This is a genomic window from Nonomuraea salmonea, from assembly GCF_042428605.1.
GTDB classification, from domain to species: domain Bacteria; phylum Actinomycetota; class Actinomycetes; order Streptosporangiales; family Streptosporangiaceae; genus Nonomuraea; species Nonomuraea salmonea.
In genome coordinates, this window is sequence record NZ_JBHMCF010000011.1 from 436,608 (window position 1) to 451,690 (window position 15,083).

Annotated in this window: 15 protein-coding genes and 2 pseudogenes; 8 read left to right on the top strand and 9 right to left on the bottom strand. The window is 67.5% G+C overall.

Annotation, left to right across the window (positions count from 1 at the left end; genetic code table 11):
* Positions 1–607 precede the first annotated feature (607 nt).
* Positions 608–962 (bottom strand): annotated as a pseudogene (locus ACFFR3_RS12395) (HNH endonuclease); the annotation flags it as partial.
* Positions 963–1,296: 334 nt separating this feature from the next.
* Here ACFFR3_RS12395 and ACFFR3_RS12400 point away from each other — a divergent pair.
* Entirely contained in the window at positions 1,297–2,274 is a 978-nt protein-coding gene (locus tag ACFFR3_RS12400) for a polyprenyl synthetase family protein (protein WP_379483138.1), read from the top strand.
* A gap of 56 nt (positions 2,275–2,330) precedes the next feature.
* On the opposite strand, the gene ACFFR3_RS12405 is transcribed toward ACFFR3_RS12400, so the two are convergent.
* The 3 genes from ACFFR3_RS12405 to ACFFR3_RS12415 form a co-directional block, all read right to left on the bottom strand.
* Entirely contained in the window at positions 2,331–3,437 is a 1,107-nt protein-coding gene (locus ACFFR3_RS12405) for a Gfo/Idh/MocA family protein (RefSeq protein ID WP_379483139.1), read from the bottom strand.
* Positions 3,430–3,822: an ester cyclase gene (locus ACFFR3_RS12410; protein ID WP_345402511.1), complete on the bottom strand. Its 393-nt coding sequence runs from the start codon at positions 3,820–3,822 to the stop codon at positions 3,430–3,432. The genes ACFFR3_RS12405 and ACFFR3_RS12410 overlap by 8 nt, the downstream gene beginning before the upstream one ends.
* A 178-nt stretch (positions 3,823–4,000) precedes the next feature.
* Positions 4,001–4,606, bottom strand: coding sequence for a TetR/AcrR family transcriptional regulator (locus ACFFR3_RS12415; RefSeq protein WP_379483140.1), 606 nt, complete (start codon positions 4,604–4,606; stop codon positions 4,001–4,003).
* Positions 4,607–4,747: 141 nt separating this feature from the next.
* Here ACFFR3_RS12415 and ACFFR3_RS12420 point away from each other — a divergent pair, with 141 nt between their 5' ends.
* The gene (locus tag ACFFR3_RS12420) at positions 4,748–5,719 is read left to right on the top strand and encodes an aldo/keto reductase (protein WP_379483141.1); all 972 of its coding nucleotides are present in this window, start codon (positions 4,748–4,750) and stop codon (positions 5,717–5,719) included.
* On the opposite strand, the gene ACFFR3_RS12425 is transcribed toward ACFFR3_RS12420, so the two are convergent.
* Complete coding sequence (locus ACFFR3_RS12425; RefSeq protein ID WP_379483390.1) at positions 5,683–6,336, bottom strand: hypothetical protein; 654 nt, start codon at positions 6,334–6,336, stop codon at positions 5,683–5,685. The two genes, ACFFR3_RS12420 and ACFFR3_RS12425, sit on opposite strands and share 37 nt — an antisense overlap.
* Here ACFFR3_RS12425 and ACFFR3_RS12430 point away from each other — a divergent pair.
* Positions 6,233–6,457: pseudogene (locus ACFFR3_RS12430) on the top strand (LysE family translocator); the annotation flags it as partial. The gene ACFFR3_RS12425 and the pseudogene ACFFR3_RS12430 overlap by 104 nt on opposite strands.
* A 353-nt stretch (positions 6,458–6,810) precedes the next feature.
* Here the strand turns inward: ACFFR3_RS12430 and ACFFR3_RS12435 are convergent.
* Positions 6,811–7,941, bottom strand: coding sequence for an FAD-dependent oxidoreductase (locus tag ACFFR3_RS12435; RefSeq protein WP_379483142.1), 1,131 nt, complete (start codon positions 7,939–7,941; stop codon positions 6,811–6,813).
* A 134-nt stretch (positions 7,942–8,075) separates the two neighbouring features.
* Here ACFFR3_RS12435 and ACFFR3_RS12440 point away from each other — a divergent pair, with 134 nt between their 5' ends.
* On the top strand, positions 8,076–8,774 hold the full coding sequence (locus ACFFR3_RS12440; RefSeq protein ID WP_379483143.1) for a TetR/AcrR family transcriptional regulator: 699 nt from the start codon (positions 8,076–8,078) through the stop codon (positions 8,772–8,774).
* 49 nt (positions 8,775–8,823) lie between these two features.
* Positions 8,824–10,347, top strand: coding sequence for an FAD-dependent monooxygenase (locus ACFFR3_RS12445; RefSeq protein WP_379483144.1), 1,524 nt, complete (start codon positions 8,824–8,826; stop codon positions 10,345–10,347).
* Between the two features lie 153 nt (positions 10,348–10,500).
* Here ACFFR3_RS12445 and ACFFR3_RS12450 read toward each other — a convergent pair whose 3' ends face one another.
* Positions 10,501–11,091: a TetR/AcrR family transcriptional regulator gene (locus ACFFR3_RS12450; RefSeq protein ID WP_345402489.1), complete on the bottom strand. Its 591-nt coding sequence runs from the start codon at positions 11,089–11,091 to the stop codon at positions 10,501–10,503.
* 677 nt (positions 11,092–11,768) lie between these two features.
* Between ACFFR3_RS12450 and ACFFR3_RS12455 the strand changes: the two genes are divergently transcribed.
* The 3 genes from ACFFR3_RS12455 to ACFFR3_RS12465 all read left to right on the top strand — a co-directional run bounded on the left by ACFFR3_RS12455 (position 11,769) and on the right by ACFFR3_RS12465 (position 14,050).
* A complete protein-coding gene (locus ACFFR3_RS12455) occupies positions 11,769–12,479 on the top strand; it encodes a GDSL-type esterase/lipase family protein (RefSeq protein ID WP_379483145.1) in 711 nt (236 codons plus the stop codon).
* 4 nt (positions 12,480–12,483) lie between these two features.
* Complete coding sequence (locus ACFFR3_RS12460; protein WP_379483146.1) at positions 12,484–13,701, top strand: pectin acetylesterase-family hydrolase; 1,218 nt, start codon at positions 12,484–12,486, stop codon at positions 13,699–13,701.
* A 160-nt stretch (positions 13,702–13,861) separates the two neighbouring features.
* A complete protein-coding gene (locus tag ACFFR3_RS12465) occupies positions 13,862–14,050 on the top strand; it encodes a transposase (protein ID WP_379483380.1) in 189 nt (62 codons plus the stop codon).
* On the opposite strand, the gene ACFFR3_RS12470 is transcribed toward ACFFR3_RS12465, so the two are convergent.
* Positions 13,982–14,269 (bottom strand): hypothetical protein, encoded by a 288-nt coding sequence (locus tag ACFFR3_RS12470; protein WP_379483391.1) that lies wholly within the window; start codon positions 14,267–14,269, stop codon positions 13,982–13,984. The genes ACFFR3_RS12465 and ACFFR3_RS12470 overlap by 69 nt on opposite strands.
* The gene (locus tag ACFFR3_RS12475; RefSeq protein WP_379483147.1) at positions 14,266–14,811 is read right to left on the bottom strand and encodes a hypothetical protein; all 546 of its coding nucleotides are present in this window, start codon (positions 14,809–14,811) and stop codon (positions 14,266–14,268) included. Before ACFFR3_RS12475 ends, ACFFR3_RS12470 begins: the two co-directional genes overlap by 4 nt.
* Positions 14,812–15,083 lie beyond the last annotated feature (272 nt).

The window sequence follows — 15,083 nt, forward strand, 5'->3', positions numbered from 1 at the left end:
GCCTCATTCAGGCTTCAGGCCCCCCGTGGCTGTTTCTGCTCCACATGGCAGTCTCGCCACTGCCGGCCACCGGCCGAGCCGAAAACCGCGTCCACCCAGACCGTGCGTCAATCGGCAACTTGGTGCAGATGACCATCCAGCCGTCAGGGTCTACGCTGCGGTTCGCGGCCACCGCACGATCTTTGATCGTCTTCACAAACTCCGAATGATCACGCGGTGGCCGTCGCCATGCGATCTCAACGCCCCAAGACACCAGAATGTCACTGGAGTACTAGAGGTGAGAGCCTCCAGCGAACGGTAGCCCACCGTGAGAGAAACTGCGCCGACCAGCGACACGACAACCAATGTCGTCGTGGGTGGTGAACGTGGTGCAGACGCCATCAACCACGGAAAAGTCCACTGTCAAGTGTTCCACTCCCTGGGCCGTATCGTCGCGCTCCATCATGCCATCCGCCGCAAATCCCCATGACGACCAGGCAGTACGGACATTCAATAGCACGGAGTCTCAGTAGAAGAAATCGCACACCAAGGTCCTGAGCCTGAATCCACGGCTGAAAAGCGATGCATGTGCTGTGAAATGAGGCAAGATGCCCTCGGCCCTGGTTATTCAGCTTGCGTTTGACGAGCCGGACGAGTCCGCACAGGTCCGCGATCGCCATCCCTTCGCGCGGCTTGGGGCTGACGTGCGGAACACCTGGTGGTTGTGCCAGCCGATGTGGCCCTGCTCGACTTGGTCCAGGCCGGGCTAGGGCTGTCGGGCGGGCGTGCCCGCCAGGGAGAGCACCATGTCCCGGGACGACTCGCGAGCGGCCGACGAACCTGGCCGAGACGGCGATGGGGCGCTCAGCGGTCAGTCCGATGACGCCCTTGTCGAACAGTTTGTGGTGGATGGCGCACAGGCACAGCCCGTTCGCCACGTCGTCGGGCCCATCGAGAGCCCACCAGCGCACGTGCGCGGCGCCTGGTGCTGGATGCCGTGATGAGGTCCATTGAGCTTTCGGGCAGGCACCGGCGGTCGGTGACCCGCCATCCGTCGTGGGTTTTGACCAGGCCGGCGTCGGCCAGGCGGAGCAGCTCCTCGTGGAGGAGCGTTTTCATCTGGCCAGCTCCAGCCGCTTCCTGGACGGTGACTTGCCTTGATCGCCCCGTCGCCGGCGTTTCCCGCAGACGACGACATAAGGTCCTCGCTCACACCAGGCATCACTGCGCACTGACAACGCGCCGAGAAGGCCGTGCTGAGAGGCTCCTCAGGGTCTCTCAGGTGTCACACAGCCACCGCGACGCAGGCTGGAGCGTATGGATCAACTCCTGTGCAGCCCTGCCATCGCCGCCGGGCTGACCAAGGTCGAAGCCAGGATCCGGCGGCTGAGCGGCTCCTCCGCGCTGCCCGCCATCAACGCGGGCGCCGGGCATGTCGTCGCGGCCGGCGGCAAGCGGCTGCGGCCCGCCATGACGCTGGCCGCCTCCCTAGCCCTCGGCAAGACTCCCGACCGCCGGGTGATCACGGCCGCCGCGTGCATCGAGCTCATCCACGCGGGCTCGCTCGTGCACGACGACCTCATAGACCGCGCGAGCGAGCGACGCGGCGCCAGGACGCTCAACGCCGAACTGGGGGACGGCAAGGCGCTGGTGATCGGGGACTTCATGCTGGCCAGGGCCGGGCTGGCGGCGATCGTGAACCTGTCCAGGCCGGTGGCGGAGGTGCTGGCGGCGGCGGTGGTGCAGCTGGCCGAGGGGCAGTACCTGGAGACGGTCGGCCTGTTCGATACGGGCCGTACCCGGGAAAGCGCGTTGCGGTCGATCACCGGCAAGACCGCCGCGCTCTTCCGGGCGAGCTGCCTGGTCGCGGCGGTGTGCGCGCACGCGCCGGCCGAGGACAGGGCGCGGATGGCGACGTATGGTGAGAAGTTCGGGCTGATCTTCCAGGTGCTGGACGACCTGCTCGACCTGACCGCCACCAGCGCGCAGCTCGGTAAGCCGACCGGGAACGACTTGCGGCAGGGCGTCTACAGCCTGCCGCTGCTCATGTCGGGGATCGACCTAGGCGGGCTGGGCCCGAGCATGACCGACGAGCAGGTCACGGAGGTGCTGCGCGAGGTGCGGGAGAGCCGCATGACGGCCGACACCATCGCTTACTGCCGGGGCCTGGCCGCGGACGCGGTGGCCGCACTGCCCGTGATCCACGACCCGGAGACGGCGACCTTGCTGTACGGGCTTCCGTCAGCGTACGTCGACCACGTGGAGCGGCTGACCGGCCTGACGATCGCCGGTTAGGCCTCGCGGATGTGGCGCCAGGCGGTTGCGTGACAACCCTTCTACTAGGGGCTCTTCTACTTGTCGAAAGAGTGGAGGGTTTGGCGTTGGCCTGTGGTGGCGGAGCGTGCGATCGCGTCCAAGAGCCGGTGGCGCTTGACGGCGTGGGTGAAGTCTGGGGCGACAGTCGTTCCGTGGACGAGGTCGTCCCGGATCGCGGCGTAGGCGTGCGCCAGGTTGTGGATCACGGTGCCGGTCAGGGCGGGGTAGCCGTCGTAGCCGCTGGGCGGCGTGACCGTCGTAGGCCGGCCGCCGCTGCGTGCGACACGTACCGTGACCGGACCGATGTGGGGGAACTCGGCGCTGGTGACGTCGAGTCTCCCCTCCGTGCCGTCGATGATCAGAGAGAAGCCGGCACCCGATGCCGCGCCGCCACGGTGGTGGACGGACAGGATGGCCCCGCCCGCCACGGTGCCCGAGATCGCGATCTGGTCCTCGGCGCTCATCGGAACGACCTGCCCGGTTCGCCCCAGGGGAACCTGGCGGCGGCGGGTCGCGGTCGTCGCGACCACGTCCTGAAGCTCGCCGACGACCATCGACACCAGATCGATCGCATGTCCGAAGGCGATGGTCAGCATCGTGGCCCCGAGCTTGCGGTCGAGCGTGTAGACCATGTCCGGGGACACCGGAGTGCCCCATTCGGTCGAAGACGCCACGACGGTGGCGGAGAGCACGTCCCCCACGAATCCTTCGGACACGAGGTCGGCCAGCCAGCGGAAGGTCGGCGAGGAGCGTCCCTGGAGACCGACGAAAGTACGGGTCGTCCCGGCGGCACGCTCCATCTCCTCGGCCTCGTGCAGGTCGACGGCGAGCGGCCACTCGCAGAGCACCGGCACTCCCGTCTTCAGCACGGGCAGCACGAGTTCGCGATGCCGGGGCACTTTGACGGCGACGACGACGAGGTCGACGTTCGTGTCGCCGGCGAGCTGCTCGACCGACGTGTACGCGGGTACGCCGTACGCCGCTCCCGCGGTCTGGGCGGAGGCTTCAGAGCTCGCCGCCAGCGCGCGAAGCTCGATCCCGTCGACGGTTCTCAGTGCGGGCAGGTGAGCCCCGGCCGCCCAGCCTCCGGTGGCGCTCAGGCCGACGATGCCGACGCCGATCGGCTTACGGGGGTCAGGCACCGAGCTGCCGCCTCAGGGTCTCGGCGTCGTGCAGGGCCGTCATGTGCACGAACCGCCCGTCACGAACCTGGTGGATGGCGTACTCGACGATCTCGAACGAGGCGCCGGTGGGAACCACGCCGAGCCACTCCTTGGCCCGCGTGCCGGTGTTGATCAGACGGGCGGCCAGGCGATCACCATCGACCGCGGTGTCCCGGGGCTCCCAGTGGAAGTCCGGTACCGCGTCGGTGTCGTCGTTCAGCACAGCTATGGCCTGGTCGCGAGTGCCGGGCTCGCCGTTCAGGGTGGTCTCGTCGTTGATGAACTCGTCCATGCGGGAGATCTCGTGTGCGTTGAGCGCCCCGATGTAGCGCAGGTAGAACGCGCGCAGGTCGGTGTCGGACATGATCTCCTTCTTCAGCCTCCTGGAGCCAGGGCCGGACTTGGTTTTTCGCGACGGCTCTCGACTCTTCTGCCGCGGTACGTCGGCAGGGGGAGGAACCGCTGCTCCACCACTTCTGTTCCAGACGGTACCGAAGTTTTCTTCGTACCGTCACCACTCGTCCAGCGAAGGGGTGTGGCCGCTATACGGGCCAGCCGAGCATCGCCGCGTCGACGATCTCATCGAGCTCAGCAGGACCGAGGCCGTTGGCGGCCTGCACGGCGATGCCGAAACCCACCGTCATGACGAACCGGGCAAGCCGCCGAGGGTCGGCGTCACGCGGAAGATCACCTTCGTCGACGGCACGCCGGAAGCGCCCCTCAAGGCGGACGCCCGCGTCGTTGCGCCAGTCGACGAGCAGGTCGTGGATAGGCCGGCTCTCGTCGCTCGACGCCAGCGCACCCTGTACGGCCAGGCATCCGGAGGGGCCGTCAGGAGAGGTCGTGGTGCAGACCGCTCCGCGCAGAAACGCCAAGGCCACGGCCCGTGCGGTGGGCTCCTCCAGGGCGCGCGTGACATAGGCGGCCGGTCCCGCGCCGTAGCGCTGGAGGGCCTTGCGGAACAACTGCTCCTTGTTGCCGTAGGCCGCGTACATGCTCGTCTTGGTGATCCCCATGGCGCGGGTCAGTTCGGCGAGGCTCGCGCCTTCGTACCCTCGGGCCCAGAACACCCGCATCGCGCGTTCCAGCGCCTGGTCGATGTCGAATTCCCGAGGCCGGCCCATGACGGCCCTGCTGGAGTCACCCATGCCATAAGCGTACCTGTCGGTACAGATCTCCGCCGACCAGTGGTCCTCTTCGACGAGGGCAGTTAAGTACCGCTCGGTCTTGATGTGCGATAGAGTTCTGGACCAATCGGTACTTAACTGATGGGAAGGGAAGTCCGCGCCATGAAAACCGTCTCGCTCGGCAGCCTCGAAGTCTCGCGCATCGGCCTCGGAGCCATGGGGATGTCGGCGTTCTACACCGGAGCCGGCCAGTTCGACGACGAGTCCATCCGCACGATCCACCGCGCTCTGGACCTCGGGGTCACCCATATCGACACCGCAGAGGCGTACGGACCCTTCATCAACGAGGAGCTGGTCGGCCGGGCCGTACAAGGGCGCCGAGACGAGGTCGTGCTGGCGACCAAGTTCGGACTGATCTCCCACACCGGTGGCACGGCTCCGGACAGCACACCGGCCACCATCCGCCTGGCCGTGGAGGGATCACTCAAGCGCCTGCGTACCGACTACATCGACCTCTACTACCAGCACCGGGTGGACCCCGGAACACCCATCGAAGAGACCGTCGGCGCGCTGGCCGACCTGGTCACCGAAGGCAAGATCCGCCACATCGGCCTGTCGGAGGCCAGCCCCGCCACGATCCGCCGCGCTCACAGCGTGCACCCGATCGCCGCGGTCCAATCCGAATACTCCCTGTGGACCCGCGACCCCGAGGCCGACATCCTGCCCGTCCTACGCGAACTGGGCATCGGCTTCGTACCGTACTCCCCACTCGGCCGCGGCTTCCTGACCGGCGGCATCCGCTCCCTGAACGACCTCGACACCGACGACTGGCGCCGCACCAACCACCGCTTCGCCGACGGCAACCTGGAACGCAACCTGCGCATCGTCGACGAGGTCCGCGCCGTGGCCGCCGAGATCGACGCCACCCCCGCACAGGTCGCCCTGGCATGGCTGCTCGCCCAGAGCGACGACATCGCGCCCATCCCCGGCACCAAGCGAGTCGCCCGGCTGGAGGAGAACACCGCCGCCGACCACATCAACCTCACCGCCGGCCACCTCGCTCGCCTGAACGCCCTGCCCCCGGCCACCGGAGAACGCTACGACGCAGATAACATGGCCGCCATCGACCGCTGATCCAAGCTTGTCGCAGCGACGAGCTTCCCGTTCCGCCGTTTCCGGAAGAACACCATTTCAATTACGCGGTGGCCGTGTCCAAGAGCCAGTCGGTCTCCGCGGGCTGGGACGGGGAACGCGCTGGCACCGTCATCGCTCAGGCCCCCGCCGAGGCGTGAAAGTGCCTCTCCTGCTGCCACGGCGCCAAGGGCGAGCGGTTGTATGACTGGGCGCTGGGGCAGATGCGTTTGGAGGTCAAGCCCGGTTATCGGCGTTGGCCGGTGGCCCAGTGCAGTCTGCCCCCGAACGCCAAGGGCGAGCTGGAACTGGCCTATTATGCCGGCGACAGCGCTGGCGTCTCCCGCCTGCGCGCTGAGGTTGAGAACCTTGCTGGGTGGTCCGGCCAGTAGATAGGTGAGTTCAGGCGACGGTTGCGAAGAACTCTCCGAGGCTGCAAAGGTGATCACCTCCTCCGCGAGCTCGCACGGGCAGTCTTTCACCGGCTGGGCTGCGCAGTCGAGGAAGTCCAGGCCCATGGGGAGTGCCGACAGTCTTCTGGCATTCGCCGCGACGTCCCTCGTCGTGATCGCGATACCCGGCCCGAGCGTCCTGTTCGTTTCGGCCGCGCCCTCGCCCACGGGCCGCCGCACCGCGCTCGCCACCGTCCTGGGCAACCTCCTGGGCTGCTACGCCCTCGTCCTCGCCGTCGCCCTCGGCATCGGCGCCCTGGTCCAGAGCTCGGCCACCGTGTTCACCGCCGTGAAGCTGGCCGGCGCCGTCTACCTCGTATACCTGGGCGTCCACGCGTTGCGTCACCGCGGCCGGCTGCGCGCCGACCTGACGACCGGGAAGACGAGCGGCGCGGTGATCTGCGTACCGTCCTGGACGGCCTGCTGGTCGGTGCCACGAACCCAAGGGCCTGGGCGCCTCGGCGGCCCGCGCCTGGTTCGTCGGCTGGGACCGGCGCCCGTCGATGATCGGCGGTGCGGGCGGCATCGCGCTGATCGGCCTCGGGCTCACCGTCGCCACCGCTCGGTGAGGATGGAGGCGAGCACGACGCCGGTCAGCGCCACGTCGGTGCCGAAGATGCGGCCCCATCAGCCTGGTCCTGCTCAGTTGTCCTGCTGGTGTTCGGGCATCAGCGCCCGCAGGGCTTCCGGGATGTCATCGCCGAAGGTCTCCTCGAGGTGCTGGTTCATCACGTCGTCGGCCTGGCTCATGCGGGCGAACAGGGCCTGTTCGTAGGCTTCGAGGCCGGCTTCGAAGTCGTCGGGGTGAGCGGCGAGGGCGTCGGCGAGTTCGGCGCCGTCGCACATGGCCCAGTTGGCTCCCTCGCCGTTGGGGGCCTGCAGGTGTGCGGCGTCGCCGATCAGGGTCACCCCTGGCGTGCGCTGCCAGCGGTGTCCGTCGGGCAGGGCGAAGTGCGGGCGCAGGACGGGCGGGGTGTCGCTGCCGGTGATCAGTGCGGTGATCTCCGGGGCCCAGCCGTCGAATTCGGCGGCGACGCGGGTGGCGGCCGCGGCGGGGTCGGTGAAGTCGATCTGGTCGAACCAGTCCAGCGGTTTGGTGAGGGATATGTAGGCGTGCAGGGTGTCGCCGCGTTCGCGGTGCGCGGTGATGGCACGGTCGGGTGCGGGGACGAACATCGAGCCGCCGCCGACCGCCTTCGCGGCGCCCGGGTGCCGCGTGTCGGCCTCGTACAGGTACGTCTCGACGAACGACTCGCCGGCGTACGCCGGGGTTGCCGCCGACAGCAGTGGGCGGATCTTCGACCAGGCGCCGTCCGCGCCGACGAGCAGGTCGGTGACGAGCGTGCGGCCGTCGGCGAAGGTGACCTCGTGGCGGCCCTCGCCGAGGCTGCGGGCACCGGTGACCTTGGCGCCCCAGCTCACCGTGCCAGTGGGAAGTGCGTCGAGCAGCATCCGCCGCAGGTCCGCGCGCTGGACTTCGGGCCTGCCGCCCTGCCCGTCGTCGGCCTTCTCGAACAGCACGGCTCCGTCCGGGCTCAGTGCCCGCATCGCCTGGCGGCCCTCCAGCACGATGGCGCGGAAGGCGTCACCGAGCCCGGCGGCTTCGATCGCGAGCTGGCCGTTGTAGTCGTGGATGTCGAGCATGCCGCCCTGTGCCCGCGCATCGGGCGAGGCTTCGGATTCGTAGACCTGGACCGGTATGCCGTGTACGTGCAGGACGCGGGCCAGGGTGAGGCCGCCGAGCCCGGCGCCGATGATCGTGACAGTTTTCATGACGATTCCCTCTGAACTGGATGGATGCAGCCGCGCACCCCTTACTTGGTGCGGCGTGCCAAAATGGCACGCTATACCATTTTGGTGCGTCGCACCAAATTGGCACAGCGCACTAAATGTGTCACCATGGAGGCATGACAACGCCAACCCGCCGCCCAGGGCGGCGTAATCAGGTGCTTTCCAGGGATCAGATCATTGCCGCCGCCATCGAGCTGCTCGACGGGGGCGGCGAGGGTGCGTTGACCGTGCGGGCGCTCAGTGAGCGCCTGTCGACGGGGGCGGGGGCGATCGCGTACCACGTGGGCAAGCGGGACGATCTGCTGGACGCGGCGACCGAGACGGTCGTGACGGCGGCGCTGGCCGCGGCGCCCGCTCCCGCGGCGTCCACACCGGCCGAGGAGATCCGCGTGGCCGCCCTGGCCCTGTTCGACGCGATCACCGCTCACCCGTGGCTGGCCACGCGGCTGACCCTGCAGATCGTCCGCAACCCCGCCGGGCCGGTCACGGTCGGCATCTTCGAGCGCATCGGCCGGCAGGTGCAGGCACTCGGCGTGCCGCAGGAGCGCTGGTTCGACGCGGCCTCCACGCTCAGGGACTACATCCTCGGCGCGGTCAGCCAGAAGGTTCGCATCGAAGGGGACGCCTCCGGCATCGACGGCGATGCCGGCCGCGAAGAGCACCTCGGCGCGGCTTCAGCGGGCTGGCAGGAGCTAGCGCCCGAGACCCATCCGTTCATGCACGCCATCGTCGGCCAGATGAGGGATCACGACGACCGCGAGCAGTTCCTCACGGGCATCGCCGTCATCCTCGACGGCCTCACCCGTCTGCGCTGACGCCCTCGCCGGGCAGTCCCAGGCAGGGTTCTGAGAAAGGACACCTCCCATGCATGACGTCATCGTCGCGGGGGCCGGCCCGGTCGGGCTGTTCACCGCCAGCGAGCTGGCCCTGGCCGGCTGTTCCGTCCTCGTCCTCGAGCGGGACCAGGACCCGCACCCGCCGTTGAAGGAGCTTCCGCTGGGGCTGCGGGGCCTGAACGCCGGATCCGCCGAGACGTTCTACCGGCGCGGCCTGCTCCAAGCGGTCATGAAGGTGTCCGGCGCCGATCCGCAAAAGGTCGGCGCGGAACCGGAGGCGGTCGAGGCGCCCGATCCGCGGGAACTGAGCCACTTCGCGGGCATGACGCTGGACGCGGCCGATGTCGATACCGCCGTCCTGCCCTACCGGCTGCCCAGCCCGGCGATGGAAGGTTTCATGACGAGCCTGGACGCGGTCGTCACCGTGCTGGCCGAGCAGGCTTCCGTCCTCGGTGTGGAGATCGTCCGGGATGCCCCGGTCACCGTGGTGAGCCAGGACGACGAGTGCGTCGTCGTCACCGCGGGCGGGCAGCAGTACCAGGCGCAGTACCTGGTGGGCTGCGACGGCGGCCGCAGCGCGGTGCGCCGGCTGGCCGGGTTCGACTTCGTCGGCACCGACCCCCTGTTCACCGGCTACGTCGCCAAGGTCACCTTCGCCGACCCCGACCGGCTGCCCATGGGCTTCAACCTGACCGAGACCGGGATGTTCCTGCGCACGCCCCTCGAAGGGCACCTGGGCATGATGGACTTCGACGGCGGCACCTTCGACCGCTCCAAGCCGCTGACCCGCGAACACCTGCAGAGCGTGCTGCGCCGCGTCTCCGGCACCGACGTGACCCTGGACGAGGTGCACCTCGCCTCCAGCTTCACCGACCGCGCCATGCAGGTGACGACCTACCGCAACGGCCGCGTCCTGCTCGCCGGCGACGCCGCCCACATCCACTCACCGCTGGGCGGCCAGGGACTCAACCTCGGTATCGGCGACGCCATGAACCTCGGCTGGAAGCTCGCCGCCACCCTGCACGGCACCGCGCCCGAAGGCCTCCTCGACACCTACACCACCGAGCGCCACCCCATCGGCGCCGCCATCCTGGACTGGTCCCGCGCTCAGGTGGCGACCATGGACCCGGGCCCCAACGCCCCCGCCCTGCGCCGGCTGATCCACGACCTGATGCGCACCACCGACGGCACCACGCACGTCTATCGCCGCACCTCCGGCCTGTTCCACCACTACGACCTGGGCGACGGTCACCCGCTGGTCGGCAGCAGCGCCCCGGACTTCTGCTTCGAGGACGGCACCCGGCTCGGTGAGCTCCTGCGGACGGGCCACGGCGTCGTGCTGGACTTCACCGTCGATCAGGCACTGTGCCCTACGGCGCAGCAGTGGCAGGGCCGCATCCAGTACGCCGCCGGCCCGGTGCGCAACAACCTCGGCTTCACCGCCCTGCTCGTGCGCCCGGACGGCGTCGTGGCCTGGGCCCGCGAACACGCCCCGGCCCCTGCGGAGTTCGAGAACGCGGCCGCACGCTGGTTCGGCGCCACGAACCGGTAGAGCCCACGGCATCCCCTGCGCACAGGCTGCGGCGCCGCCCCGAGAACAAGGCGGTGCCGCAACCGAGCACTCCGCACCACACAGGGGGGCTCCCGAGCCGAAGGCCGGTGAGCCACAGTGCACCAGCACAGGAAGGCACCGACACGGGCTGAGCTAGCGCCCGCCCTTGCCGTAGTGGGCCCAGCCCTGGTCGAGGAACCGGAAACCGGTCTCGACGAACGCCTCCGGATCAGGTTCGCGAACCGCCATGAGCTGGATCTGCAGCGCGAAGCGCACGTAGAAGCGGATCTCCTCGCTCGGCTCGGCGAGACCGAACTCCTCGGTGAGCGTGGCGATCAGCGCATCCTCGTGACGCAGCCACATCTTCTCCGCGTAGTCGATCAGCGCCGGCGTGCCGTCCATCAGCGCGAGGATCCGGCTTTGCGGCTCCGTCCTCAGCGCGGCGATCTCCGCCAAGTAGTGCGCCTTGAGCGCGTCAGAGACCGAGACACCCCGGCGGCGGTCCCGGACGGCGGCCACCAACCGGTCGTGCCGCTCCTTCTCGTCCGCGAAGACGAGCGCTTCCTTGTGCGGGAAGTGCGCGAAGACCGTCTTGGGCGTCACGTCGGCCCGGTCCGCGATCTCACGCACCGTCACCGCATCGAAACCCCGCTCCAGGAACAGCGCCGTCGCCGCTTCCAGGATCGTCGCCCGCGTCGCCGCCTTCTTGCGCTCACGCCGCCCTAGGGGTTCTGCATCCACCATCTCCCCATCATAACCTCGGACTCTTTCTACCTTGACGGTAAAAGTAGTCCCGGTATAGTAAGAATGCGAGTGAAGCTAACGCTGCTGCCCTCACGAGTCCTGTGCCGTTGACAGCGGCTGCTCTGTTCCGCCGGCGGCAGCGCACGTACCCCGCGGCCCGCCCGACGCGGACACGACGACTGCCGCACCCAAGGACATCAACCCGGCCGCCGGACTCACCTGTCACAGGCGGCCTTGAACACCGCCATGCAACCGTCCAGCCAAGGGAAACGACCATGAACACCACCATCCATACCGCCGCCCCTCACACCCCCGCGTGGGTGCGTACCTGGGGTGCTTCACCGCAGGCCCCGGACAACTCCGTCAGTTCCCTGGAGCCCTTCGCCGACGCCACCCTGCGCCAGCTCGTCCGTATCAGCGGCGGCGGCCGGCGCCCCAGTCCTGAGCGACCCCGTCGACCTGGCCGTGGACGACCTGGCGCAGCTGGCCATCAGCCTCTACCTGCCCGGCCGTGTCGACACCGCCACCTGCCACGGCACCTTCCACACCCTCGGCCGGCTCGCGCCCGGCGACACCACCGAACACGTCGCGCTGCCTGCCGACGCCACGCCTCTTGCGGCGCAGGCCCTGCTCACGGCCGTGGAAGTCCAGCCCGAGACCCCACCCGGGCCATCGCCGTGCTCGGCGACTCCCGCGTCGACGGCATCGGCTCCACACCCGGCACCGACCGGCGCTGGACCGACCTGCTCGCCGCGCGCCTGCACGCCCACAACAGCCCGACCCGGTGCGTGGTCAGTCAGGGCATCGGCGGCAACCGCCTGCTCGCCCACGGCATCGGAACCGCTGCCCTCGCCCGCTTCGACCGCGACATTCTCGCCACACCGGGGCTGGCTCATGTCGTGATCGCCGTCGGCAACGACCTCGTCTTCTCCTACGCCCCGCGCACCGAGGAGAACGCCGCCTTCCTCTCCATGTTCCCCGGCGAGCCCGTCTGCGTCGACGACATCATCGCCCCCCACCTCCAGGCCGCAGCCCGCTCCCGCACCCACGGCGCGAAGGTGTACGCCGCGACCATCGCCCCCTACGGCGACTCCGACATGTACAGCCCCGAAGGCGACAAGGCCCGCGAGCAGATCAACACCTGGATCCGCACCAGCGGCGCCTTCGACGCCGTCCTCGACTTCGACGCCGTCCTCGACTTCGACGCCGTCTGGCGCGACCCCGCCGACCCCAGCCACATCCGCGACGACCTGCACATGGGCGACAACCTCCACGGTAACGACGCCGGCTACGCCGCCCTCGCCCAGTCCATCGACCTCACCCTCTTCGACCGACCTTCTGCCAAGACCTCACCGAACACACACCCCCACGACACGGACAGGCGGTAAACGCATGAAAGCAGCGAAGTGGACTGTCACCGCAGTCATCTGCGCCTCGGTCGCCCTCGGCCTCTACACGAACGCGGCGGCGACCGCGGCCACGATCGGTGCCGTACTCGTACTGGGACTCCTCTACGTGTACTTCATCTACTTCGGCCGCCCGAGCCACGTGGCCAGCCTCAACGAGGTCGCGGACACCAAATGGCACACCGTCGACCTGGGGAGGACAACCGTGAGCGCCGACGGCTCCGCGTACCGGATGTTCGTCCGGCGCGGCACGTCCAGCAACCTCGTGATCCACTTCTACGGTGGCGGAGCCTGCTGGGACGGTGAAACCGCCGCCCGTCCGATCACGCTCCTCGGCGTCGTGCGCGGCTACACGCGAGAGCTGCAGATGTTCTACTTCAACTCGCTGACCCGACTGTTCCCCGCCGTGCTCGCCGGAATGGCCGACCGCCGCGACACCACCAACGCCTTCCGTGACTGGAACTTCGTCTTCGTCCCCTACAGCACCGGGGACCTGCACGTCGGTGACACCAGCAACACCTACTCCCACAATGGCAAGACCATCACGGTCCACCACAACGGGCGCAACAACGCAACGGCCGTCCTCGACTGGGTCTACGCCAACTTCCCGGAAGCCGACAAGGTTCTGGTCTCCGGCGAAAGCGCCGGCGCATGGGCCTCCGCCTTCTACGCCCCGCAGATCGCCGACCACTACACAGACTCGAAGCTCTACTGCCTCTCGGACGGCGTCGGAGTCGTCACCGAGCGCTGGCGCGACATCGTGGACACGATCTGGAAAGCCGACAGCGCAAAAACCCTGGGCTTCGACATCGGCACCGACCTCTACGAGGACGCGCTCCTTCACCGCTCCGACGAGGCCGCGCGCAATATCAAGTACCTGCACGCCAACACGCTCTACGACGACACCCTCACCCGCTTCGGCGCCGCACTGAACCGCACATCAACCAAGACCGACGCGTTCATCGACGACTGGGCAGCCAACACCAAGGCATCGATCGCACGCCTCAGCCGGTCCGGCCTTCACTACAACTTCTTCCTCACCGACTGCGGCCACAACCCGAAGAAGCACACCACCGAACACACCCTGACGACCAACGGGTTCTACAACAAGTGCACGGCCGACGGGGTCCTCTACTCCACATGGATCAAGCGCAACGTCATCGACGACGAAGACCTCTCGCTCGGACACGAGCTGCTTCTCTGACGCCCCTTCGCCTTCATGAACACGGCGTCGCGGAGGACGCCGCGGTGGCGCGCAAGAAGCCGGACAAACTCGACGGATCGGGAGCTGGTTAACCAGGCGCGAGCCGAAGGAGTGGAGCTGGTGGGTGAGAACGGGGCTGCTGGGCCGGCTGGCCAAGCTGGTGCTGGAGGGCCAGATCACCGATCATCTCGAGCACGACGAGCACGAACGCTCCGGCAACGAGACGGGTAACACCCGCAACGGCAGCCGGTCCAGGACCGTGCTCACGTGTACTTCGAGGTCAGTCGTCGAGTTCCCAGGCTCTGGCGATTCGTATGGCGCGGACTTCTGGGTGGCTCAATATTTCTAACAATGCCGGCTTGGGGAAGCCGTATGTGAGCAGGCCGTAGATGCGTCCCTCCTGCGCCGACCGCTGCAACTGGTCGACGTTCAGACCCAGTTGCCTAAAACCAATTCGGTCCAGCCATATGATGCGGGACACCCATCGGCGATACAACTCGATGCTGGAGAGCTTTTTGCAATCAACTGCGTAAACCGCGCACGCCCGCCAGTAGACGGGCTTCTTCATTCCCTCTGCACGACTGGAAAGAAAAAGAAAGACTGCGTCACTGCGAATCTCAAAAATTCACCGAAACTGTCCGTTAATTGCTGCTCGCCCATAGGGATGGTCAGCTCAATTATCGCGTTCGCATAAGCGTTTTCCGATAGGTCGTCCAACGCATTCTTAGCGTGAGCTTTTGCGGCCTCGTCGGTTCCGTTCCCGCCGTTGAATGATCTGAGCAGGGCTGTCATGTTCGTGTCGGGAAGCGATGGTGTGTGGACGCGCCTCATCGCATTTACGGATACTTCGCCAAAGATATTGTGTGGCGTTTGATCGTTCCTTCCACTTCCATAGGGGAACGCTACCATTGAGAATTCGGTTGAGATTGGATCAATTCTGGCATATGAACTTTGCTCGATGGAATATTCGGGATATGCCGTTTGAACGGCACCCCTGTAAACTTCGCGAAATCGCCCAGGTTCGTCGGCGATATAATGGACGATCTCGGCGATGAGGATTGCCAGTACTATCGCTGTAATAGCGAATCGAGCAGAGCGTCTACAAATCATAGTGCATCCTCTCGGGGTTGAACATGAGCGGGCGGGCCCCCTCGGAGTCATCCATCTGCTTGCTCGGTCGCAGCCACGCCTGCGGTCACGCAGCCTGCCGGCGGCATCAGCGTCAGGGACGATGGGATGCCGAATCTACCGAAAGAACTGCCAATCAAGGACCGCCGTGATAAGCGTTCTCGTCCAGGGGATCGCGACCCCACCGAGTGGTCGGCGGGGACCCGCTGAGGTTCGTGAATGGGCCCAGGGCAACCGCTACGAGATGGAGGACG